Origin of the sequence: Aliiroseovarius conchicola, from assembly GCF_041403445.1 — a bacterium.
Taxonomy (GTDB): domain Bacteria; phylum Pseudomonadota; class Alphaproteobacteria; order Rhodobacterales; family Rhodobacteraceae; genus Aliiroseovarius; species Aliiroseovarius conchicola.
Genome location: NZ_JBGEHL010000008.1, coordinates 35,504 through 57,367 on the forward strand (window position 1 = coordinate 35,504; position 21,864 = coordinate 57,367).

The window sequence follows — 21,864 nt, forward strand, 5'->3', positions numbered from 1 at the left end:
AACATCGTCAGTTGCGCGTGCGGATGCACCCCTACCCATCGTCCGCTGCATAGTCACGCAGTTTTTGCACATCGCTGATGATTGCGCTGCTCTTGTCGATTGTGACTCCGTAGTCGCCAAGACGAGAAAACGCGCGCGAAAGGCTTTCGGGCTTCATGCCCAAGCGACCAGCAATCAAGACTTTGTCGTATGGGAGTTTGATCGCACAATCACCAGGTGTCCCATCGCACAGGTTCAACAAAAACTCAGCGACCCGTTGCGGCGCGGTTTTCGCTTTGAGCTGTTCGAGCTGGGTCACCAACCCGTGTAGGTGTGTAAATGTGGACGACAGAATAGAAAGTGCAACTTCGGAGTCTTGTTTTACAAGTTGAACCAGAACGCTGGTCGGGATGTGCATCACTTCGCACTGAGTAGCGGCTTCGCCGGACACGGGGTAGGGCAGCTTTCGCAAAGCCACCGCTTCTCCGAAGCTTTCGCCTCGGGTGAACACGCTCACCACAGCCTCTGTGCCACCGCGTGTCATTCGATAAAGCTTTACCCATCCGTCCAAAACAATATGGATCGCATCGGCGGGATCTTCTTGCATGAACAAGGTCTCACCGCGTTCATAATGGCGCCAAGTCGCATGCGACAGGATCGCATCAACATGGATTTCCGGCAGCGCGCGCAACAGAAGTGAATTGCGCGCAATCATCTTGTGCATTTCGTGTGGCAATCGCCGTCCCCTCAAACAGCCCGGAGGTGTTCCGGGCCATTTACCAGATGTGAGTTTAACCGCGCGAGGAGGTGGCGTCTAGCCGCCCGTGCGCGTAGGATTAGAGAGCAAAGGTTCGGCGTCCTCGTCAGGGGTTTGGGTTGCTTCTTCCATCCGCCCCGCGAGCTGCTCTTGCCAAACGTCCAACATTTCATTCAGACGTGTCATATAGGCTTCATTTTCCACGGCAGGAATATTGATGTCGTAAACCTCGGCGAGATCAAGCATCACTTCACGATCAGAGGCTTCAAATTCATCGACCATCCGCTTCGCAGCTTTTTTGCCGTGCCCAAGTGCTTCGAACGCCGAACGAGTTGCCCTGAGTGAGCTGTCGTAGGTTTCACGAATGATGTCACGGCAACCGACGGACCAAAGATCGTAAACATGGTTGCGATCATATGCACGTGCAACGATGTGCACGTTGGGGTGGTGCTCGCTTACGTATCGCACCATCTCGGTCGTCGCTTCTTTGTCGTCGATTGCGACCACCAGAACCTTTGCTTCGGCTATTCCTGCTGCATGAAGCAAATCGGGGCGGGTTGCGTCCCCGAAATGCACACTGATGTTAAAGCGGCGCAGCATTTCCAACTGCTCGGACGAATAGTCCAAAACAGTCGTGTCATATCCCGCAGCGCGAAGGCCGCGATTGACGATGCCCCCGAAACGACCATGCCCAGCGATCAAGATTGACGCGGGTTCCTCGATTATGTCGGCCTCGCGTTCATCGTCATTTGAGTAACGCGGCGCAATTACCTTGTCATAGAGGATGAAAAGCGCTGGGGTCAGAAGCATGGACAGGGCAACAACCAGCAAAAGCGTGTCAGCGATCCCCTGTGGAATAACGGCGTTTGCAACTGTGAAGGACAACAACACGAATCCAAATTCACCGGCCTGAGCAAGACCCAGCGCAAAGAGCCATTTGTCGCCGCCGGTCAGCCGGAACGCGCGGCCCAGCATTAGAAGAACGGCGGATTTCAGTGCGATCAGTCCGATTGTGAGCCCAATGACAAGGGCTACGTTTTGCCCCAGCAGGCCGAAATCGATACTGGCACCGACCGTAATGAAAAAGACCCCAAGGAAGATGCCCTTGAACGGATCAATGTCACTTTCCAACTCGTGCCGGTACTCGCTTCCCGCCATTACGACCCCAGCCAGAAAGGTTCCCAGCGCCGGGGATAAGCCCACAAGCGTCATCAAAAGGGCGATTCCAAGAACCATCATCAGCGCTGTAGTTACGAAGAGCTCGCGCAGACGCGCACGGGCTACAAATCGGAAGATTGGCGTGGTCAAATAGGTGCCGATAAAGACGACACCGGCGATGGCCGCCAACGTGACCAACGCAGTTTGCCAACCGCTAAGCCCGTCGACCAGGCTAAGGTTCAGACCAGACCCGCCATGATCGCCGTCGGCACCGTGCCCGGCGCCATGCGATATCGCCTCGGTCAGTTCGGGCAGGGCCAGAAGAGGGATCAAAGCCAGCATTGGGATGACCGCGATATCTTGCATCAACAGGACCGAGAAGCTGGCGTGTCCACCGTCCGATTTCAAAAGCCCCTTTTCACGCAATGTCTGATTGACGATCGCGGTTGAAGACAGTGCAAGGACAAGGCCTATGGCCAGTCCGACGCTCCACTGCAGTCCAAAAGCCATGGCAATCAACATAATTGCGCCCGTTGTGACAGTGATCTGCAATCCGCCCAGAACGAAAATGCGCGTGCGCATCTCCCACAGTGCCTTGGGGTTCATTTCAAGCCCAACAATGAACAGCATCATGACCACGCCGAACTCTGCAAAGTGTTGGAGTGCGATTACGTCCGCACCCGCCCAATGCAGGATTGGGCTGATGATAATTCCGGCTGTCAGGTATCCAAGGACCGACCCCAGACCTAGGCGCGAGGCGATGGGCACGGCAATGACGCCTGCAAGAAACAATGTGAATGTTATCAGCATGAATTCGGGTGTCATGACTGGTCCTTTACCTGATGAACGCGCCCAGATACGGGAGGCGGTGCAATTGCACGACTATGTCGGGCACTGCTGTGTGAGCACTCGATACTATTTTGTCAGGTCAACGGCTTGTTAACCTGTTCAGCTCCCACTCAAGCGGTAGATTCGGTTGGGGTCAAGGGGTGTTGAACCGCAGTTCGCCGCGGCGAAACATGCAAGAAATCGGTCCGGCACCAACGTTATTGCAATCGGTTGCAAAATCGTCCATGCTGGTCGCGAACAGGGCAAAAATGTCCAGAATCAGCGGAGGAACGGAATGCTCAGAATTGGGCTTCTAGGGGCTGGCCGAATTGGTCAGGTGCATGCGGCGAACATCGCGTCTAACCGCGAAAGTGCGTTGGTTGCGGTTTCGGATGTTAATGCCGCGCCCGCGCTGAGCTTGGCAAACCACTATGGTGCCGAGGTGCGTGAAACCGATGCGATCATCGCTTCGGATGATATAGACGCGGTTCTCGTAGCGACGTCGACTGACACCCACGCCAACTTGATAGAAGCCGCAGCGCAGGCCGGAAAGGCCGTTTTGTGTGAAAAGCCCGTGGACCTGTCGCTGGAGCGTGCAATCGCGTGTCAGGCCAACGTGGCGAAAACACAAAGCCCGGTGATGGTCGGGTTCAACAGACGGTTCGACCCAAATTTTGCAGCTTTGAAAGCAGCGTTCGATGCTGGCGATATCGGCACGGGCGAGTTGCTGTCGATCACTTCGTTTGATCCCGCGCCGCCTCCGGTTTCCTATATCAAGGTGTCGGGCGGCTTGTTTCGCGACATGATGATCCACGACTTTGACCTCGCATGCTGGATTTTTGGTGGCCTGCCGAAAACGGTCAGCGCGTTCGGCAGCGCTCTGGTCGATCCTGCGATAGGCGAGGCTGGGGATGTAGACACAGCTGTTGTGACATTGACTTGGGCCGATGGCCGGTTGGCCGTGATCAAGAACTCGCGGCGCGCGGCTTACGGATATGACCAACGGATCGAGCTTCTTGGGTCAGGTGGTCTGCTGGGGGCCAAGAACGTGTTGGAGAACACGGTTGAGAAGATCACGGCAGATGGGAATAAAACGGCGAAGCCCGAACATTTTTTCCTTGAGCGCTACGCCCGTGCTTACCAGATCGAGTGGGCTTCTTTTTTGACCGCCGTTGCAACCGGTTCCAAAATGCCTGCTACCCTCGCCGAGGGGGTGTCTTCGCTAGCCTTGGCCGAAGCGGCAACGCGGTCTGCTCAGAGTGGCGAGACCGTTGAAATTACGTCAGAACTGCTTGGGGAACGCGCATGATTTTGCTTTTGATCCCCGGCGCAATACGCAATGCGGCCAGTTGGGTGGAAGAGTGGGTGAGCACCCTCCAGCCACGGTCATCCGAGATGTTTTCAGCCAGGCGTGCGATGGGTCAAACCAACACCGCGCCCAGCTGTCTACGTAGGTTCGATCCGGAAAACGGATCGGGTTCAGGGGTCGGTTCAACGACCTCAATATCTAAATTCCTAGGGAGGAAACTATGAAAAGAACACTAACGGCAATTGCAGTCGCCACGTTCTCTCTTGTTGGGGCAACTGCCGCACAAGCCGAGGGCGAGAAGTATATTCTGGTCAGCCACGCACCGGATAGCGACAGCTGGTGGAACACCATCAAGAATGGTATCGCGCTTGCTGGCGAACAGATGGATGTCGAGGTTGAATACCGCAACCCGCCAACTGGCGACCTGGCCGACATGGCCCGTATCATCGAGCAAGCCGCGGCCTCAGGCCCCAATGGCATCATCACCACGCTGTCTGACTATGACGTTCTCTCCGGTCCGATCAAGGCAGCTGTGGACAGTGGCATTAACGTGATCATCATGAACTCGGGCACGCCCGAGCAAGCGCGCGAAGTTGGTGCGCTGATGTATGTTGGTCAGCCTGAATACGATGCTGGTCATGCAGCTGGTTTGCGCGCCAAAGGTGACGGCGTTGCGTCGTTCCTGTGCGTGAACCACTATATCTCGTCGCCATCGTCGACCGAGCGTTGCCAAGGTTTCGCGGATGGTCTGGGTGTCGACCTGGGCAACCAGATGATCGACAGCGGCCAAGACCCGTCGGAGATCAAAAACAAGGTTCTGGCTTACCTGTCAGCTAACCCTGAAACCGACGCGATCCTAACGCTTGGGCCAACATCTGCTGACCCGACACTGCTTGCGCTGGATGAAAACGGCATGGCTGGTGACATCTACTTCGGTACTTTCGACTTGGGTGAAGAAATCGTTAAGGGCATCAAGTCCGGCGTGATCAACTGGGGTATCGACCAGCAACCCTTCCTGCAGGCCTATCTGCCTGTTGTGGTTCTAGCGAACTACGACCGCTATGGCGTTCTGCCAGGCAACAATATCAACTCGGGCCCCGGTTTCGTAACTGCCGATGCGCTTGAGAAGGTCGAGATGTTCGCGGGCGAATACCGCTAACGTCGCAAAATCGGGGCGGCCGGTGTGAATTGGCCGCCCTTTTTCCATCCTGAGCAAGGCACATGGAGATACTGAATGTCTGAAGCACCAAATACCGTTCCGGAGGCTGATGAGCGTATCAAGACGCGCTCTCGTTTCCGCGAAGCCATGATCCGTCCCGAGCTGGGCGGGATCGTCGGCACCATCATCGTTTTCCTACTGTTCGCGCTGTTTGCACATGACAGCGGCATGTTCTCATCCAAAGGCGCGCTGAACTGGAGCCAGGTTTCTGCTCAGTTCATGATCATCGCCGTAGGTGCATGTCTGCTAATGATCGCGGGCGAGTTTGACTTGTCGGTTGGTTCGATGATCGGCTTTGCCGGTATGATGATCGCCATATTCTCAGTCACACTGGGTTGGCCGGTTTGGATGGCCATTATCGTGACATTCGTTTTGTGCACGGCGCTGGGCGCGGTCAATGGGTTCATCGTGGTTCGAACGGGGCTGCCAAGCTTCATCGTGACACTGGCGTTCTTGTTCATCTTGCGCGGCTTCACCATTTATTTTCCGCAGACAATCGAGCGCAAAACCATCATCGGTGGTATTTCTGACCGCGCAGAAGGTGACTGGCTTGCCGGTGTCTTCGGCGGCAAAATTTTCACTGGCCTGTTTGAATGGTTTGGCGAGATCGGCTTGATCGAGACATTCTCGCGTGGATCGCGCGAAGGCCAGCCAGTGGTGGACGGCATTCCGATGCTGATCGTTTGGGCGATCGTTCTGGTGATCTTCGGGCACATTCTTCTGACAAAAACCAAATTCGGCAACTGGATCTTCGCTTCGGGCGGTGATGCAGAGGCAGCCCGCAATTCGGGTGTTCCCGTAAACCGCGTCAAAATCCTGATGTTCATGTTCACGGCCTTCTGTGCCTGCGTTTTCGCCACCTGTCAGGTGATGGAGTTCGGCTCAGCCGGCGCGGATCGGGGGCTCCTGAAGGAATTCGAAGCGATCATCGCTGTGGTGATCGGTGGCGCATTGCTTACTGGCGGCTACGGCTCGGTTATCGGGGCTGCACTGGGTGCATTGATCTTCGGCGTCGTACAGCAAGGCCTGTTCTTTGCCGGTGTTGAAAGCTCACTCTTCCGGGTGTTCCTTGGTCTCATCCTTTTGGCGGCCGTGATCCTGAACACGTATATCCGTCGCATGATTACAGGGGAGCGTTGATATGAATCCCGAACACGCACCAATCATTCAAATGAAGAATATCGAGAAACATTTTGGTTCAGTGATTGCGCTGGCCGGTGTGTCGCTCGAAGTCTTTCCCGGAGAGTGCCACTGCCTTCTAGGCGACAACGGCGCGGGCAAGTCGACCTTCATCAAAACCATGTCGGGTGTCCATAAGCCGACTGCAGGCGAGATATTCTTCGCAGGCAAGCCCATGCACTTTGAGGACCCGCGTGATGCGATGACGGCGGGGATTGCGACGGTGCACCAGCACCTTGCGATGATCCCGTTGATGTCGGTCAGCCGGAACTTTTTCTTAGGCAACGAGCCCACGAAAAAGGTTGGGCCTATCACGTTCTTTGATCACGACACGGCAAACGAAATCACGATGGAACAGATGCGCAAAATGGGCATCAATCTGCGTGGACCTGATCAGGCCGTGGGCACTTTGTCTGGCGGTGAACGCCAAACGGTCGCCATCGCGCGGGCTGTGCATTTTGGGGCCAAAGTGTTGATCCTAGATGAACCGACCTCCGCGCTTGGGGTTCGTCAGACGGCAAACGTTTTGGCGACCATCGACAAGGTCCGTAAAGAGGGTATTGCTGTGGTGTTTATCACCCACAACGTACGCCACGCTCTTGCGGTTGGGGACCGGTTTACGGTGCTCAATCGTGGCAAGACCCTTGGCACGGCGCAACGTGGTCAAATCACGCCCGAAGAGTTGCAGGATCTGATGGCCGGTGGCCAAGAGCTTGTACAGCTTGAGGGCAGCTTGGGCGGCACGGTCTAGACCCGACTTAATCAAATCAGACGAGCGGCGTGACACGCGCCGCTCGCATAACCACCAAATTGCTGGGCCATGCGCCCTTGTGGAGTAAGCTATGTCTGACAAAGCGTTAGATGTGATCACCATTGGCCGATCATCGGTCGACCTCTATGGCGCGCAGGTTGGTGGGCGGCTCGAGGATATGGGATCGTTCGACAAGTATATTGGCGGCTCGCCGACCAATATTGCGGCAGGGACGGCGCGATTGGGCCTGAAATCCGCGCTGATCACCCGCGTTGGTGACGAGCATATGGGGCGTTTTATTCGTGAGGAACTTCTGCGCGAAGGCGTGGATGTGACCGGCGTGAAAACCGACCCTGACCGTTTGACCGCTCTGGTTCTGCTGGGAATTCGCGATCAGGAACAGTTCCCGCTGATTTTCTATCGCGAAAACTGCGCTGACATGGCGATCAGCGAAGATGACATCGATGCAGATTTCATCACCTCGGCGCGCGCCGTCGTTGCGACCGGAACGCATCTGAGCAACCCGAAGGTTGAAGCCGCAACACTGAAGGCTTTGCGCATAGCAAAAGACAACGGAATGCAAACCGCGCTGGACATTGACTATCGCCCAAACCTCTGGGGCGTGGCGGGTCACAATGAAGGCGAAAGCCGCTATGTTGAAAGCGACGCCGTCACCGCAAAGCTGCAATCGACGCTGCATCTGTTCGACCTGATTGTCGGCACCGAGGAAGAGTTTCACATCGCCGGCGGCACGACTGATACAATCGCGGCCCTGCGCGCTGTTCGTGCGGTGTCGGACGCAACATTGGTGTGTAAACGCGGCCCAATTGGCGCGTCGGCCTTCACCGGAGACATCCCGGATAGTCTGGATGACGGCCAAGCCGGCCCCGGATTTCCAATCGAGGTCTTCAACGTGCTTGGCGCAGGTGATGGGTTCATGTCGGGTCTGATCAAAGGCTGGCTGGATGGTGAGGATTGGCCGACAGCCCTGTCCTATGCCAATGCTTGCGGTGCGTTCGCGGTCAGCCGTCATGGCTGCACGCCCGCTTACCCAAGCTGGACCGAGCTTGAGTTTTTCCTGAAACGCGGCGTGAAAGAAAAGGCGCTGCGCAAAGACGCGGAGCTTGAGCAGCTTCACTGGTCAACAAACCGCAAAGGCGACTGGTCCACAATGCGGGTCTTTGCATATGACCACCGGATGCAGCTAGAGGACCTTCCGGGCGCAACCAAATCCAAGATCGGCGCGTTCAAAGAACTGTGTCTTGATGCAACGGTCCAGGTGGCTAATGGCCAGCCGGGTTACGGCCTGCTGTGCGACAGCCGCTTGGGTCGCGATGCGCTATACAAAGCGGCGGGGCAGGGGCTGTGGATTGGGCATCCCGTCGAATGGCCGGGCTCGCGACCACTGACGCTTGAGCCAGAGATCGGACCGGATTTCGGCGGTCTGATGAACTGGCCGCGCGAGCATGTGGTGAAGGTTTTGTGCTTCTACCACCCAGATGACGATGACGCGATGAAAGCGCATCAAGAAGACACGGTGAAACGCCTGTTTGCCGCCACCCGCCGCGCAAAGCTTGAGTTCTTGTTAGAGGTCATCCCCTCGAAGGCGGGGCAGATCACCGATCATACTACTGCAGATGTGATCCAGAGGTTTTATGACATCGGGGTTTATCCCGATTGGTGGAAGCTAGAGCCACTCCAAACAGAAACCGCATGGCAAGTGACCTGCGATGCAATCACGCGCAACGACGCACATACGCGCGGCATTGTGATCCTTGGTTTGGGCGAGGACGAGCAAACGCTGAAAGACAGCTTTGCCATTGCAGCCAGCTATCCCTTGGTCAAAGGTTTTGCGGTCGGGCGTACGATTTTTGCGGAAACGGCACAGAAATTCATGGCAGGAGACATCACGCCTGCCGCCGCAACACAGGAAATGGCCACCCGGTATAAGCGTCTGTGTGACGCGTGGGATGTGGCCCGAGAGACAGCAAGAGACAAGGCCACGCAGGCCGATGGACACAAGGAGACAGTCCAATGAACAAAACGATCCGACTGACCGCAGCTCAAGCGATGGTCCGATATATCTCCAACCAGATGAACGCGGATGGGGAACAGTTTATTGCCGGATGCTGGGCGATCTTTGGCCACGGCAACGTGGCTGGGCTGGGCGAGGCGCTTTACGGCGTACGCGACACCCTGCCTACCTATCGCGGCCACAATGAACAAAGCATGGCGCATGCTGCGATTGCATATGCCAAGCAGTTGGGCCGGAAGCGAGCGATGGCTGTGACCAGTTCGATCGGGCCGGGTGCGACCAACATGGTGACCGCCGCTGCGCTCGCGCATGTGAACCGCTTGCCGGTGTTGATCATTCCGGGCGATGTGTTTGCGACCCGTGGGCCCGATCCCGTCTTGCAGCAGGTCGAAGATTTCAACGACGGTAGCGTCACGGTGAATGATTGCTTCAAGCCCGTCAGCCGCTATTTCGACCGCATTACGCGGCCTGAACAACTGCTGACTGCGCTGCCCCGCGCGTTTGCCACGATGACAGATCCCGCCGATTGCGGACCTGCGACCTTGTCCATGTGCCAAGATGTGCAGGCGATGGCCTATGACTGGCCGGTAAGCTTCTTTGAACCAAAGGTTTGGCACCAACGCCGCGTCCGCCCGGATGTGGCAGAACTCGCTCGCGCAGCTGACCTTCTTCGCGATGCCAAAGCACCCGTGATCCTTGCGGGCGGCGGCGTGCATTATGCCGGTGCGACTGAGGCGCTGCGCGATTTCGCTGAAGCGCACAACATCCCTGTTGTTGAAAGCCAGGCGGGCAAATCTGCTTTGCCGTGGGACCATCCGCTGAATTTTGGTCCTGTTGGTGTGACTGGCGCGTCTTCGGCCAACCATCTGTGTGAGAATGCAGATGTTGTATTGGGTGTCGGAACACGGTTTCAGGACTTCACAACCGGGTCATGGGGCTTGTTCAAACACCCGGACCGGAACTTGGTCAGCCTGAACGTTGCGGCGTACGACGCTGTGAAACGTGGCGCGGCACCGCTGCAATGCGACGCTCTGGTGGGGCTTAATGAATTGACGGAGGCGCTGGGCAATCACAAAGCCCCAGCTCCGGATGCATCGTTGAAGGCTGCCTGGTTTGCGTCGGTCGATCCACTCACGGACACACCGACCGACGCAAACACCCTGCCGACCGACCAACAGGTCATCGGCGCTGTGCAACGCGCCTCAAGTGACGACACGGTTGTTATGTCCGCCGCAGGCACCATGCCGGGCGAGCTTCACAAGCTCTGGAAGGCAAGCCGAGCGGGCAGCTATCACATGGAATACGGCTTTTCCTGCATGGGTTACGAAATTGCGGGTGCACTTGCGATCAAGATGGCTCAGCCCGAACGCGACGTGATCTGCATGATCGGCGATGGCTCTTACATGATGGCCAACTCCGAGATTGCGACCGCCGCCATGATGGGCCTGAAGATCACCCTTGTGGTGACGGATAACCGTGGCTTTGGCTGTATCAACAGGCTGCAAATGGGCACAGGTGGCGAGGAGTTTAACAACCTTCTGGACAAAGCTTATCACGTGAACCCATCAAACATCGACTTCGTGGCGCACACGGCGTCGATGGGGGCAACATCGGTCAAAGCGGGCAATATCGCCGAGCTGGAAGCCGCACTTGAGCAGGCCAAAACCGTTGACGGCCCGTTCGTCGTAGTCATCGACACAGACCCGTACCCCGTCACACAAGACGGTGGCACATGGTGGGAAGTCGCCATCCCGGAAGTGTCGGATCGTGAAACGGTCAACGAGGCGCGGGTCAAATACGTCGAGGCCTTGAGCCGCCGTATGAACTGACAAGGTGCCTTCGGCTTAGGCCGAGGGCTAGGAACACACCCGGATACCAGACGAACGAACAGGAGGACGTCTCTGGTTTCCGGGGTCATCCACCGGCCCGACATGGGCCAAACAAGCCCCGAAAGGGGCATCGCCAAGCCATGGAAAGGGATATGTCATGGTAGATCAGAAATTTGGATATATCGGATACTTCGACCGCGAGTCGTGTGATCTTAATGAATTCAAGGAACTGACCTCGCAATCCCTGACCACCGACACGTTGCGCTTTGTCGCTGCGGTCGAAAAGAATGTCCCAATCTATGACATGACGGCGCTCGCGGGTGGGTTGTCCGATGCGGAGACGCGACGTGACCTGATGGCAGAATGGGCGTTTGTCCTATCTCAGTCGGCTGGGGTGCTGGCGCTCAAATCTGCCTATACCGACACCAGCGCGATTGACGAAGCGACGGAAGTCTACAACCAGATCATTCGTGATGAACGCGAAATGGCAGGCGGGGCAGGGGATCACTTTGCCGCTGCCGGTGCCAATGATCGTATCTGGAACTCACTTCAAAAACTCTGTCTGGCAGCCCCGGATGTCTTCGCACGCTATTTCGCCAATCCAGCTATCGCGGCGGTTTGCGAGGCGTGGTTGGGACCAAATTATCAGATGACGGCACAGGTCAATCAGGTGCGCCCCGGTGGGGCGGCGCAGGATGCCCATCGCGACTATCATCTTGGGTTCCAATCTGCGGATGTGGCCGAAACCTATCCGGCGCACATGCATGATCTGTCCGCGGCGCTTACGCTGCAGGGCGCGGTTGCGCATACGGATATGCCGCTGGAAAGTGGGCCAACAAAGTTGCTGCCATTCTCGCAGCTCTACCGTCCGGGCTATGTGTCTTGGCGGCGAGAAGATTTCCGCGCGTATTTCGAAGAGGCGCATGTTCAAGTGCCCTTGTCGAAGGGCGATGCGGTGTTCTTTAACCCGGCCTTATTCCATGCCGCTGGGGCAAATGTTAGTGCGGATGTTCAGCGAATGGCGAACTTACTTCAGGTCTCGTCTGCCTTTGGACGTGCTATGGAAACGGTAGATCGCGACGCGATGTGCCGTGCTGTGTACCCGGCGTTGCAGACCTTGGACGGCAAGCTCAGCAAGTCCGAACTTGCCGCGTCCATAGCCGCCTGCGCCGAAGGCTACTCGTTCCCAACCAACCTGGATCGCGACCCACCGGTAGGTGGACTTGCACCCGAGACCCAAGCGGCCCTAATGGCGCGCGCGCTTGGAGAAGGTTGGTCAATGGACGCGTTTGCCACGGCGCTAAGTGAGCATCAAATACGCCGAACGTCTTGATACCATCACCGCCCGCGGGTTACCTCGCGGGCGGTTTATTTTCGAAGGAGATACGCAATGGCCGACCTGCTGGTGAAACCTGACGGAACCCATGGGAAAGTCCATGATATCACACCAGACAGCGCTGGTTGGGGCTATGTGGGGTTTGGTCTGTATCGTTTGAAGCCGGGCGATGAGGCTTCGGAAATCACGGGCGATCGCGAAGTCATTCTTGTGTTGGTCGAAGGTAAGGCGAAGCTTTCAGCCAACGGCGAAGACTTCGGCAAGATGGGCGACCGGATGGATGTGTTCGAGAAGACACCCCCCCACTGCCTCTATGTCCCCAACGGGTCCGACTGGAGTGCTGAGGCGACCACAGATTGCACCCTGGCTGTCTGCACGGCTCCTGGTAAGGGCGGGCACAAAGCACAACGCCTTGGTCCTGAAGGCATCACCCTGACACCGCGTGGGAAAGGCGCCAATACCCGCCACATCAACAACGTTGCCATGGAAGACCGCGATGTTGCCGACAGCCTGCTAGTGACCGAGGTGTTCACCCCTCAAGGCAACTGGTCGTCGTATCCGCCGCATCGACATGACGAAGACAATTACCCCGATATGACCTATCTGGAAGAAACGTATTACCATCGCCTTAACCCTGTTCAGGGATACGGCATCCAACGAGTCTTTACCGAGGACGGCTCGCTTGACGAAACAATGGCGGTTTCCAATCACGACGTGGTTTTGGTCCCCAAAGGTCATCATCCCTGCGGCGCGCCGTATGGCTATGAGATGTATTACCTGAATGTTATGGCTGGCCCCCTGCGAAAGTGGCGCTTTAACAACCATCCGGATCACAATTGGATCTATGAGCGCGATGCATGATGGAGCGTCGTCCGAGCTCAACTCAAATTTTGACTGCACTTGTGAATAAATTTGCATTTCACCCTTGCCCCGTCTTTTTGACATAGATAAACGGGTCAGCGGAGACGTGGCCGAGTGGTCGAAGGCGCTCCCCTGCTAAGGGAGTAAACGGGAAACTGTTTCGAGGGTTCGAATCCCTTCGTCTCCGCCACTCATCTGTTAGTAACTGGAGAATATGGTATTTGATTTTCGGTTAGTTTTCGGACTTAGCAGCAAAGTACAGTCTTCTGATATATCCCAATGTGAGGGATTTTTACCATTTTGGAGAAATTAGCGCCAATCCATGGGAGCGGCGTGCAAAATCCGTGCGATCGTTTCTGTGTTCCATTTGTGGATTACATGTTAAAATCAGAAACTTATATAGCGAACGTCCGGGGCTTGCTCTAAACACGGTCGTCAGATCCATGGCAACGAGTGCCTTGGGGTGCAATCTGGACGTGGACGGAATTTCTTGGTGGCATGGTTTAGGCGCGACTTTCCGCCCTTTGGCTGAAGTAAAACCCGAGCTATTCGACCTAGAACTAGCAAGCAATGCGGTTGCCTAGTTCGTCCCAACTTTGGTCAGGGCGGTCAAATTAAATACAATTCTCGCGATCAAGTTGCATTCCGATTAGTTTTGCGACGTGGGCATTGCCAATGCTGTGGAGGAAGGAGCTATCTCAAAAGTTGTTCCCAAGACGTTACGGTATAAAAAACAAAAGCCCAGAGATCCTGCAAACCTTGGTAGGCCGGAGCCGGGTCTGGTGGCGCCGGCTGTGCAGGGCTAATTCTGAATACTTACGGTATGGGGCGACGCAGAACCCGAAACCGGAATAGCAATGTTCAGCGATGCTTCTTGACCTTCTGTAGTGATAAGGAAATTGAAATGTGGGGTCGTTGCGATTGCACTGCGCGATGGAACTTTTCTTTTCGGCTTCACACATTGTGAGTTGGCCCCTTTTGGCTGAGTTTCCCGGATCTGGCTTTAGCCAAAAGTTCAGCCTCAGCATTGGAAGGGTCTCGTTTGGAAGGTATGATCGCCGCTGTCGCCGAGCTAACGGATATGCGGTGCATCCTTAAAAGAAAAGATGGCCCACTGGGCGTATCGTAGCCGTTCAGAGCGCTGGCGACATATTCCTACTAAGTCGGCCTTCGGAGGCGAGCTCAGGCACGTCCATGCGTGTTATAACGCCTCTTCAAATCGCTGGGGCAGACGTATGATCGAGTTTCTTGTCGGGTGGCCTGGTTTGTTCCAAGCATAGATAGGCCTGAATAACGACATCGTTCGTCTGACCCTTGGAAACAGCATATCGCCATCGTATGCCCGCTCACATCGAATCCGCTGAAATACTTGCTCACGTCTCGACTGATGTGCCGACCACCCCTGAGAAACCCGATCGTCCGCAGAACCAATCAGTTTTGCCGCTTTTGCGTCTATCATGCCAGTATGAATCATGTAAAGGTTTGGATCTATTTGAAAATTCTTTCCCTTGATGCGATGCATTCCGCTTCCCCAATTCAAAGGTGTGAAGATGATATTCGGTTTGGTGTAACGCGCCGTGATTTGAGCGAAATTTCTTTGCTTCAGCCAGGGCTCATCGACGATCAACCCATCTTCATGATCAAGGTTTTGGACGACATCTAGGCCAAGGCTAGAAAGGCTGTCGGTTCCGCTGATTGAAGAAAGGTACTCGGCCAGCGAGTGTCCTATTTGCGGATCGACGACAATATATTCGTCGATGTCGGTTGCAACTACTACGTCATATCCTTTCATAAACAGAATTCGTGCCTGCGCAGATAGGTAAGCCGCGCGTAGCTTATCTCCTTGCAATCGCGGAAGGGGTCTATGGGGGGTTGTGATGTAGTTTACGTTGGGTGCTGGTGGTACATCTTGGTCAACTCCATCGAGCGTGACGAAAAGATTCTTCTCACCAAATTGCCGGCCGTAAAAGTCGATCCATTTTTGTAGGAAGAAACCACCATTCCGCACCGTCACGATTGCGGCAATTTGTTTCATCAGAGTGTCCGTTCTCTTAACTTAACCGTACATATTGGGGGGGTGCAGGGCCACGCGCCGCCTGCCCGAACATCAACGCACCTTGGGACACGAGTGAACGACGGCGGAACCATACTTAAAGCTCCGTCTGGATTAACAGCGGTTCATTCTGAAAGCCGTTGCGGGCTCTGCTAACATCTCTGGAGTGGGCTGTGCGCTGAGTTCTTGGTCGTTGCCACTCAGGCCGTGTTGAAACTAACGATCATCACAAACATCGCCTCGAGCCAATTGCGTAGCGCTTTGGGTCGCCATACCATAGCGATTGGCCTCATCTGCGGTCATCCAGTGAATGTCCTCGGCTGATGCGGCGTCGAGCGTGTACCAATAGAAGTCTCGGTCGATCCCCACCGCATCATAGTACCGAAGATATTTTTGGTGTTCTGGATTGTCGCGAGGCACATCTTTGCCTTCAACGTTCCCTCCGCTCCAGCTGTGGACACCCACACACGCGCCCGGCTCCAATATCCGCCTTTGACCGGCGAGAAACAGATCCGTTCCACCCGAAGCAACCATACCATTTGACGGAACAATCGTTGTGAAACCAGCGTCGTGTATAGCTTGGCTGAAGATCAAGTTAGCCTCATCATCGACTGAACCACCGACGGACTGAAGGACCAGCGTCCTGGCGTGCGGGTTATCACCGGCAACGTCCATGAAACGCTTCAACGTTCCACCGTCGATCACGCCGTTTGCTATAATGCGATCGCCCTCGACATGGAAATCCATGGAGGAATAGTTGAGAGTGGTACAGCCCGTCAAAACGATGGCCGTCAGGACAGCATAAATTTTCATTTTATCCTCGTTGATGAATGTGAACGGATCTGGGTGCAGGGAACCGAAGCGAAGTCAGTTCAGTTTGATGTTTTCGCGAAAGGCATAGTTGCCGTTTGGCCAATGATCGGTGGGGTAGTTGTAAGACGTGGATGTCATCATGGAGACAGTCGCCGGCAGGGCCGCAGCGAGCTCATCCCGGTTTTTCAGCTGCATTTCGTCCGAAGCCAAATCCGCCGCGGATCCTAGATACGCCGCTGTTGCGAGGTAAAAGAACTCGGTCACCTTACATGCGGCATCGCAGGTTGGGTCATTGTAGCTGTAGTTGCCATGGCGTTCGGCAAGCTGCCATTGACCATAAAGTTTCGCACTTGGTGTATCGTTAAAGATTTCCGGAAACGCCTTGAACCAACCTGAATTGGCAATGACGTGGTGGATTTCCTCTTGAGATGCATCCCGACGCCCACCGCTGGGGTTCGTCTCGGCGCCTGAAAGGTCTTGGATTACACGGTCGTTCAGGTCACTTTCAAGATCCCGAAATAACGCATTGGACGGTCCTGTAGGTGTCATTATTACGACGGGCATGTTTTGCCGCATGGCTTCGATGATGCGCGGTTCATCAGCAACACCGTCAGAATCGTTATCCAACCATTCGGCTGCCACATTGGCTGCGTAGCTTAGTTTATCTGTGGGTACGTCAGCGGTAGCGCATAGGGTGAGTACGTCAAACACCACAGCTTGCTGAGTAAAGCTTCTTTTGCCGGGACAATCTTTGGCCGCCGATGCTGTTGTCGGTCCGGTCGAGGTCGATGATTGTTCGTCATCGGACTTGCAGGCTGTTAAAGCGGAAAGCCCTAGAAGCGCTGCCGCACTTGTGATGATGATAGTCTTTTTCATGTTACACCTATTGTGGAGAAGACGTCGCGATATCGCGGTCTGTGAATCGAAGGGTTTCAATGTCGATCAACGTGTCTGTGCCGTGTCCTGGGGCTGTAATCTGAAGCCCAGAATTCGACCGGTTAATCTTCGCGTCTGATGAGGTGGCGTTGTACTGGACCACATCGTTTCCGCCCTTGCCGTCAAGCACGTTGTCGGCGGCGTTCCCGACGAGGACGTTGTCGTGATCGTTGCCATATATGGCCGAAGGCTGGTCGCCCAGAAGACGCGCATTTACCAGGTATTGTGATTTGTAAGTATAGGGTTTGTCTGCATCGAAATTCATGTCAAATGCCCCGGTGAATGTTGGGTCAATTCGGGCCATATAGGTAACGGTATCAGACAAGAATTGTGGTACTAGGGCAGCCCCCATCGGGTCTTGCAGTTTCACGTCCGCGCGAGTCTTGGCGACATAGATGTCCCACGTGCCACCGTCGCCTTCGATCCACGCGCCCCAGTAGCCGTAGTAGCTGTCTAGAACGCTGGCGATGTATTCCTGCTCCAGGCTACCTTCGTCAGCGAGCTCGGATATCCAGCTTTTCACCCCGCGATCGCCAATGCCCCATCTCGAATGCTCAAGTGCGTCTGCAGTCGCTTTGGCGATCTCCGCCTGATAAGTGGACTGAAGTGGCCCGGGCGTATACTTCGTGCCAATCCCGTAGTCGTGCACCATGTGAAAGATCTCTTCGAACCCGGCGTCGCGCTGTTCGTAGTCATTGTTGATATAGGCTGGTGAGCCCTCGATCGGGAATTCTAGCGCATACAGGGGCTGACCGGCGAGGGCACTTTCATCGATGGGGCTGTCGCCGTCCGCACCGCCGGGCATGACAAGCACAGCGCCGTTGTCTGCCATGGCATTTGCAACCGCAGTTTTGTCAGACCCAAATTCCGATCCAGGTACGTCGGTCAGGTAGAAATCCAGAATGTTATAGGCGCGCAGCAACTGCTCGTCCGACATTCCATCTGTTGCGACCAACAGGATTTTTCCGCCATTCGGTGTCAGGTAGTCTATGAATTTCGAATAGTTTTGACGGTAAACCCGATCCAGACCGCTTAGATTGTGCTGGATCACCGAAGGCTCAACATAGCTCGTGTAATTCGGGTTGCTGGGGATGTCTGCAATGGCAGCATTCGCGAGCATAATCGCAAGCACCCCAGTAAAAGCCATCTTCCGTTCCATGGTGTTCTCTCCAATTTCTGTAGATGGCCATATATGCTCGGGGTAAATTAAATCAATAAATATTTTATGTTTTACTTAAATTTATTTTCGTTTCATGTGCGCTGCTGATGAGGTATACATTCCGCAACAGCTGGAGAGGGCACAATGCTAAGCAGTCTTACGAAACTCGCCATGGTTGCCAGTTTTGCGGTTTTCGCGGGGTTTGCCATCGACGATTGGGCCGGGCAAATGCTGGGCTGGCACAATAACTTATGGCACATTCTTGAATTGCCTGACCAAAGTGCGCCACCTCCATTCTATTTGGTGGTTTTAGGGGCGTTGGTAACGCTCGTGGGGCTGATTGGTCTTGCGATGTCCTTTCTCGCAATCTGGAAAATCCTTAGTGATGGACAGCAGCAAGATTTCAGGCGGCTTGCGCGCCGATTGCAAACAATGGCCTATGGCTTCATCGCGTTTTGGCTGAGCAACTATTTACTGTTTGGCGGCGTTCGTACGCTAATGGCTAGATACATCTCAGATCCTGAAAGCGTGGTTATTCTCTGGGACCCGTTCAACCCAGACCTAGTGTTCGCGATTACGGCGGTCGCGCTGTTGGCTATCGCGAACATGATGGAACGGGCATGGCAAGCCGAAGACGAAACTCAGCATTTTCTGTAGGAACTGGCCATGGCAATCGAAGTGACACTGGACCTCATGTTGGTAAAACGCAAAGTCTCATCGCGTGAGCTCGCGGCAGCGATTGGCTTGTCCGAGACCAACCTGTCGTTGATGAAGTCGGGGAAGATCAAGGGGGTCAGGTTCTCAAGCCTGAATGCAATCTGTGCCTACCTTGAATGTCAGCCCGGCGATATTTTGACGTTCACCCCGGATGCAGAAATATAAGCGGAATGACCGTCTGTGGATAAGCCAACTCTGTGTCAAACTACTTTCCGAGCTCGCCACTTGTGGTCCCATCGCCGCGCCTGCTGAAGGGGGCGGTAAAGTGTCAGTGCTTGATTGGATTGATATTCTGGCGTGGAATCTTGGGGAGGAGCAACTAAAAAGGGATAGAGCCAATTGTTGGAAACGCGGCATATCCGCCTGCCGTTGCACTCGAAAGCTCTCAGTTTGCTTGTATAACTCCCCGTTTGATTTTTCCCGCGCGATAAGAAAGTGTAAAGGTTAGGAAAGTTTGAGGTGGCGGGATGAGCGATCAGAAGATTCGGAATATGGAAGAATTTGCAGCGATCAGCGGCATTTCACGGCCGACCGTGTCGAAGTATTTCAACGATCCCGACAGTGTACGCCCGTCAACTCGAGAGAAAATCGAGAGGTCGCTGAAGGAACACAACTATCGCCCCAATATTTTTGCGATGAACCAAAACCGGAAGCTGACCAAGAATTTGGGCGTTGTTGTGCCGTATCTGGCCGACCCGTTTTTCGCCGAGATTGCCCGCCGGATCGAAACCATGGTCATTGCCGCTGGGTTTCGTCCGATTTTGCTGAGCTCGCATGGTGATCCCAGCCTTGAGGTGGAAAACCTTGACTCGTTACGTTCGATCAAACCCGCAGGGGTTTTGTTGGCTCCGCTGGGCCGCACATCGGATCGGAGCGCGATCGAGCGGTTTTGCACAGATGTCCCAACCGTCAATTTCGACGCCAATATCGAAGATGTGGGCGAGGCCTTCGTTGGACATAATAACGCTCAGGCAACCGAGATGATGCTGGAGTACCTGACGCGCACCGGCGAGCCGCCTGCCTTTTTCGAGATGAAAACGCCGCCGAACCCAAACGCTAACAAGCGGCGCTTGGCCTACATCGAAACAATGGAGCGTATGGGGCATACGCCCTACATCATACAGGCCGAAGGCGAAGGATGGGAAATCGAGGATATTGGATATCGCGAGGGCAGACGCACCCTTGCAGATCGGACCCTGCCATCACAAACGGTGTTTTGTAGCAACGACAGGCTTGCCATTGGATTTCTTGCCGCGGCCTATGAATTAGGCATGCGGGTTGGTCTAGGTCAAGATTGCATGCTGCGCGTCGCGGGTCATGACAACCACCCTTTTTCACGCTTCACCTGCCCAACTTTGACTACCGTATCCCATAACTATTCGGCCATCGCCACCAAGAGCGTCGAGACGATCCTGTCGCTTATCGAATCGGGAGATCGCGGTGCGGAGCGCAAACTGACCTTGTTTGACGGCGAGTTGATAATGCGCGCCTCTGCATAAGTATTTGAATTTCCGCGATACAATCTTAAATTTTACGCGCGTCAATTTTAAGATTGACGGAACGGAACTACGCCACCTATGATCAGGGTGTAAATAATTCCGTGGGAGGAAAAGAATGAAACTTGCTAACGCACTTCGTGCAGCGACGGCTATGTCGGTGCTCGCAGCATCTGCAGCCTACGCCGACACAATCACGATCGCGACTGTGAACAACGGCGATATGATCCGTATGCAGGGCTACACCGATGATTTCACCGCCAAAACTGGCCACGACGTCGAATGGGTCACGTTGGAAGAAAACGTTCTTCGTCAACGTGTTACGACTGACATCACCACCAAGGGCGGTGCGTTCGACATTATGACAATCGGTATGTACGAAACACCGATCTGGGGCGCGAACGGCTGGTTGGTTCCACTTGATAACCTGTCAGACGAATATGACGTAGCAGACATTTTGCCAGCTATGGCTGGTGGTCTGTCACATGACGGAACGCTCTACGCTGCACCGTTTTATGGTGAAAGCTCGATGATCATGTACCGCAAGGACCTGATGGAGAAGGCCGGGTTGGAAATGCCTGACGCCCCGACTTGGGACTTTATTCGGGAAGCAGCCGCGGCGATGACTGACCGCGATAACGAGATCAACGGCATCTGTCTGCGCGGCAAGGCCGGTTGGGGCGAAGGTGGTGCTTTCATCACTGCGATGTCAAACTCGTTTGGTGCACGCTGGTTCGACGAAGATTGGAAAGCTCAGTTTGATACGGACGCTTGGGCCAACACCTTGAATTTCTACAAGGGTATGATGGATGAAAGCGGCCCTGCAGGTTACGCGACGAACGGGTTCAACGAAAACCTGTCGCTGTTCCAACAGGGCAAATGCGGGATGTGGATTGACGCAACAGTTGCGGCGTCCTTCGTTACCAATCCAAACGATTCAACTGTTGCCGACAGCGTCGGCTTCGCCCTTGCACCTGACACAGGCCTTGGCAAACGCTCGAACTGGCTCTGGGCGTGGGCTCTTGCCATCCCAGCGGGTACACAAAAGCAAGACGCTGCGCTTCAGTTCATCGAGTGGGCGACGTCCAAAGACTATATCGAGCTTGTTGCGGCCAAAGAAGGTTGGGCCAACGTTCCTCCGGGTGCTCGGACGTCACTTTATGAAAATGAGAACTACAAAGATGTTCCGTTTGCTCAGATGACGCTGGATTCAATTCTGTCCGCTGACCCGAACGACTCGACTGTGGAGCCGTCACCTTATGTTGGCATTCAGTTTGCGGCCATCCCTGAGTTTGCAGGTATCGCAACTGAGGTAAGTCAGGAATTCTCGGCGGCCTATGCAGGTCAGCAAACCGTAGAAGAAGCGCTGGCAAAAGCTCAGGCGATCACCAACGACGCGATGGAAGCTGCGGGTTACCAGTAACTTGTTTGACCAGTGATATCCGAGGG

Annotated in this window: 18 protein-coding genes and 1 tRNA gene; 13 read left to right on the forward strand and 6 right to left on the reverse strand. The window is 54.9% G+C overall.

What is annotated here, in order from left to right; translation table 11 throughout:
* Nucleotides 1–31: 31 nt before the first annotated feature.
* Nucleotides 32–715: a Crp/Fnr family transcriptional regulator gene (locus V6N04_RS13425; protein ID WP_371170698.1), complete on the reverse strand. Its 684-nt coding sequence runs from the start codon at nucleotides 713–715 to the stop codon at nucleotides 32–34.
* 78 nt (nucleotides 716–793) lie between these two features.
* Entirely contained in the window at nucleotides 794–2,719 is a 1,926-nt protein-coding gene (locus tag V6N04_RS13430; RefSeq protein WP_371170699.1) for a cation:proton antiporter domain-containing protein, read from the reverse strand.
* Nucleotides 2,720–3,017: 298 nt separating this feature from the next.
* Here V6N04_RS13430 and iolG point away from each other — a divergent pair, with 298 nt between their 5' ends.
* From iolG to V6N04_RS13475, 9 genes are all read left to right on the forward strand, one after another.
* Nucleotides 3,018–4,031, forward strand: a complete 1,014-nt coding sequence (gene iolG / locus V6N04_RS13435; RefSeq protein ID WP_371170700.1) for an inositol 2-dehydrogenase — start codon at nucleotides 3,018–3,020, stop codon at nucleotides 4,029–4,031.
* A 220-nt stretch (nucleotides 4,032–4,251) separates the two neighbouring features.
* Nucleotides 4,252–5,190, forward strand: coding sequence for a sugar ABC transporter substrate-binding protein (locus V6N04_RS13440; protein ID WP_371170701.1), 939 nt, complete (start codon nucleotides 4,252–4,254; stop codon nucleotides 5,188–5,190).
* Nucleotides 5,191–5,265: 75 nt separating this feature from the next.
* Nucleotides 5,266–6,390, forward strand: coding sequence for an ABC transporter permease (locus V6N04_RS13445; protein WP_371170702.1), 1,125 nt, complete (start codon nucleotides 5,266–5,268; stop codon nucleotides 6,388–6,390).
* Between the two features lies 1 nt (nucleotide 6,391).
* The gene (locus V6N04_RS13450; RefSeq protein WP_371170703.1) at nucleotides 6,392–7,180 is read left to right on the forward strand and encodes an ATP-binding cassette domain-containing protein; all 789 of its coding nucleotides are present in this window, start codon (nucleotides 6,392–6,394) and stop codon (nucleotides 7,178–7,180) included.
* A 91-nt stretch (nucleotides 7,181–7,271) separates the two neighbouring features.
* The gene (locus tag V6N04_RS13455; protein WP_371170704.1) at nucleotides 7,272–9,218 is read left to right on the forward strand and encodes a bifunctional 5-dehydro-2-deoxygluconokinase/5-dehydro-2-deoxyphosphogluconate aldolase; all 1,947 of its coding nucleotides are present in this window, start codon (nucleotides 7,272–7,274) and stop codon (nucleotides 9,216–9,218) included.
* Nucleotides 9,215–11,044: a 3D-(3,5/4)-trihydroxycyclohexane-1,2-dione acylhydrolase (decyclizing) gene (iolD, locus tag V6N04_RS13460; protein ID WP_371170705.1), complete on the forward strand. Its 1,830-nt coding sequence runs from the start codon at nucleotides 9,215–9,217 to the stop codon at nucleotides 11,042–11,044. Before V6N04_RS13455 ends, iolD begins: the two co-directional genes overlap by 4 nt.
* Nucleotides 11,045–11,201: 157 nt before the next feature.
* Complete coding sequence (locus V6N04_RS13465) at nucleotides 11,202–12,377, forward strand: phytanoyl-CoA dioxygenase family protein (RefSeq protein ID WP_371170706.1); 1,176 nt, start codon at nucleotides 11,202–11,204, stop codon at nucleotides 12,375–12,377.
* A 57-nt stretch (nucleotides 12,378–12,434) separates the two neighbouring features.
* Nucleotides 12,435–13,241 carry a 5-deoxy-glucuronate isomerase gene (gene iolB, locus V6N04_RS13470; protein WP_371170707.1) on the forward strand — a complete coding sequence of 269 codons (807 nt, stop codon included), beginning with the start codon at nucleotides 12,435–12,437 and terminating at the stop codon, nucleotides 13,239–13,241.
* Nucleotides 13,242–13,341: 100 nt separating this feature from the next.
* Nucleotides 13,342–13,431: transfer RNA gene (locus V6N04_RS13475), tRNA-Ser, on the forward strand.
* A gap of 1,011 nt (nucleotides 13,432–14,442) precedes the next feature.
* Here V6N04_RS13475 and V6N04_RS13480 read toward each other — a convergent pair.
* The 4 genes from V6N04_RS13480 to V6N04_RS13495 all read right to left on the reverse strand — a co-directional run bounded on the left by V6N04_RS13480 (nucleotide 14,443) and on the right by V6N04_RS13495 (nucleotide 18,202).
* Nucleotides 14,443–15,276, reverse strand: a complete 834-nt coding sequence (locus V6N04_RS13480; RefSeq protein ID WP_371170708.1) for a hypothetical protein — start codon at nucleotides 15,274–15,276, stop codon at nucleotides 14,443–14,445.
* A 234-nt stretch (nucleotides 15,277–15,510) separates the two neighbouring features.
* Nucleotides 15,511–16,107, reverse strand: a complete 597-nt coding sequence (locus tag V6N04_RS13485; RefSeq protein WP_371170709.1) for a COG3904 family protein — start codon at nucleotides 16,105–16,107, stop codon at nucleotides 15,511–15,513.
* 54 nt (nucleotides 16,108–16,161) lie between these two features.
* Nucleotides 16,162–16,983 carry a hypothetical protein gene (locus tag V6N04_RS13490; protein ID WP_371170710.1) on the reverse strand — a complete coding sequence of 274 codons (822 nt, stop codon included), beginning with the start codon at nucleotides 16,981–16,983 and terminating at the stop codon, nucleotides 16,162–16,164.
* A 7-nt stretch (nucleotides 16,984–16,990) separates the two neighbouring features.
* Nucleotides 16,991–18,202 (reverse strand): hypothetical protein, encoded by a 1,212-nt coding sequence (locus V6N04_RS13495; protein ID WP_371170711.1) that lies wholly within the window; start codon nucleotides 18,200–18,202, stop codon nucleotides 16,991–16,993.
* 144 nt (nucleotides 18,203–18,346) lie between these two features.
* Here V6N04_RS13495 and V6N04_RS13500 point away from each other — a divergent pair, with 144 nt between their 5' ends.
* The 4 genes from V6N04_RS13500 (at nucleotide 18,347) to V6N04_RS13515 (ending at nucleotide 21,838) form a co-directional block, all read left to right on the forward strand.
* Nucleotides 18,347–18,859 (forward strand): hypothetical protein, encoded by a 513-nt coding sequence (locus V6N04_RS13500; RefSeq protein ID WP_371170712.1) that lies wholly within the window; start codon nucleotides 18,347–18,349, stop codon nucleotides 18,857–18,859.
* 9 nt (nucleotides 18,860–18,868) lie between these two features.
* On the forward strand, nucleotides 18,869–19,084 hold the full coding sequence (locus V6N04_RS13505; protein WP_371170713.1) for a helix-turn-helix domain-containing protein: 216 nt from the start codon (nucleotides 18,869–18,871) through the stop codon (nucleotides 19,082–19,084).
* A 302-nt stretch (nucleotides 19,085–19,386) separates the two neighbouring features.
* Nucleotides 19,387–20,418: a LacI family DNA-binding transcriptional regulator gene (locus V6N04_RS13510; RefSeq protein ID WP_371170714.1), complete on the forward strand. Its 1,032-nt coding sequence runs from the start codon at nucleotides 19,387–19,389 to the stop codon at nucleotides 20,416–20,418.
* A 115-nt stretch (nucleotides 20,419–20,533) separates the two neighbouring features.
* The gene (locus V6N04_RS13515) at nucleotides 20,534–21,838 is read left to right on the forward strand and encodes an ABC transporter substrate-binding protein (RefSeq protein ID WP_371170715.1); all 1,305 of its coding nucleotides are present in this window, start codon (nucleotides 20,534–20,536) and stop codon (nucleotides 21,836–21,838) included.
* Nucleotides 21,839–21,864: the final 26 nt, after the last annotated feature.

Excerpts from the sequence above, each read along its gene's own strand:
- V6N04_RS13430 (WP_371170699.1), bottom strand. The coding sequence starts at position 2,719 with ATGACACCCGAATTCATGCTGATAACATTCACATTGTTTCTTGCAGGC.
- iolG (WP_371170700.1), top strand. The coding sequence starts at position 3,018 with ATGCTCAGAATTGGGCTTCTAGGGGCTGGCCGAATTGGTCAGGTGCAT.
- V6N04_RS13440 (WP_371170701.1), top strand. The coding sequence starts at position 4,252 with ATGAAAAGAACACTAACGGCAATTGCAGTCGCCACGTTCTCTCTTGTT.
- V6N04_RS13445 (WP_371170702.1), top strand. The coding sequence starts at position 5,266 with ATGTCTGAAGCACCAAATACCGTTCCGGAGGCTGATGAGCGTATCAAG.
- V6N04_RS13450 (WP_371170703.1), top strand. The coding sequence starts at position 6,392 with ATGAATCCCGAACACGCACCAATCATTCAAATGAAGAATATCGAGAAA.
- V6N04_RS13455 (WP_371170704.1), top strand. The coding sequence starts at position 7,272 with ATGTCTGACAAAGCGTTAGATGTGATCACCATTGGCCGATCATCGGTC.
- iolD (WP_371170705.1), top strand. The coding sequence starts at position 9,215 with ATGAACAAAACGATCCGACTGACCGCAGCTCAAGCGATGGTCCGATAT.
- V6N04_RS13465 (WP_371170706.1), top strand. The coding sequence starts at position 11,202 with ATGGTAGATCAGAAATTTGGATATATCGGATACTTCGACCGCGAGTCG.
- iolB (WP_371170707.1), top strand. The coding sequence starts at position 12,435 with ATGGCCGACCTGCTGGTGAAACCTGACGGAACCCATGGGAAAGTCCAT.
- V6N04_RS13480 (WP_371170708.1), bottom strand. The coding sequence starts at position 15,276 with ATGAAACAAATTGCCGCAATCGTGACGGTGCGGAATGGTGGTTTCTTC.
- V6N04_RS13485 (WP_371170709.1), bottom strand. The coding sequence starts at position 16,107 with ATGAAAATTTATGCTGTCCTGACGGCCATCGTTTTGACGGGCTGTACC.
- V6N04_RS13490 (WP_371170710.1), bottom strand. The coding sequence starts at position 16,983 with ATGAAAAAGACTATCATCATCACAAGTGCGGCAGCGCTTCTAGGGCTT.
- V6N04_RS13495 (WP_371170711.1), bottom strand. The coding sequence starts at position 18,202 with ATGGAACGGAAGATGGCTTTTACTGGGGTGCTTGCGATTATGCTCGCG.
- V6N04_RS13500 (WP_371170712.1), top strand. The coding sequence starts at position 18,347 with ATGCTAAGCAGTCTTACGAAACTCGCCATGGTTGCCAGTTTTGCGGTT.
- V6N04_RS13505 (WP_371170713.1), top strand. The coding sequence starts at position 18,869 with ATGGCAATCGAAGTGACACTGGACCTCATGTTGGTAAAACGCAAAGTC.
- V6N04_RS13510 (WP_371170714.1), top strand. The coding sequence starts at position 19,387 with ATGAGCGATCAGAAGATTCGGAATATGGAAGAATTTGCAGCGATCAGC.
- V6N04_RS13515 (WP_371170715.1), top strand. The coding sequence starts at position 20,534 with ATGAAACTTGCTAACGCACTTCGTGCAGCGACGGCTATGTCGGTGCTC.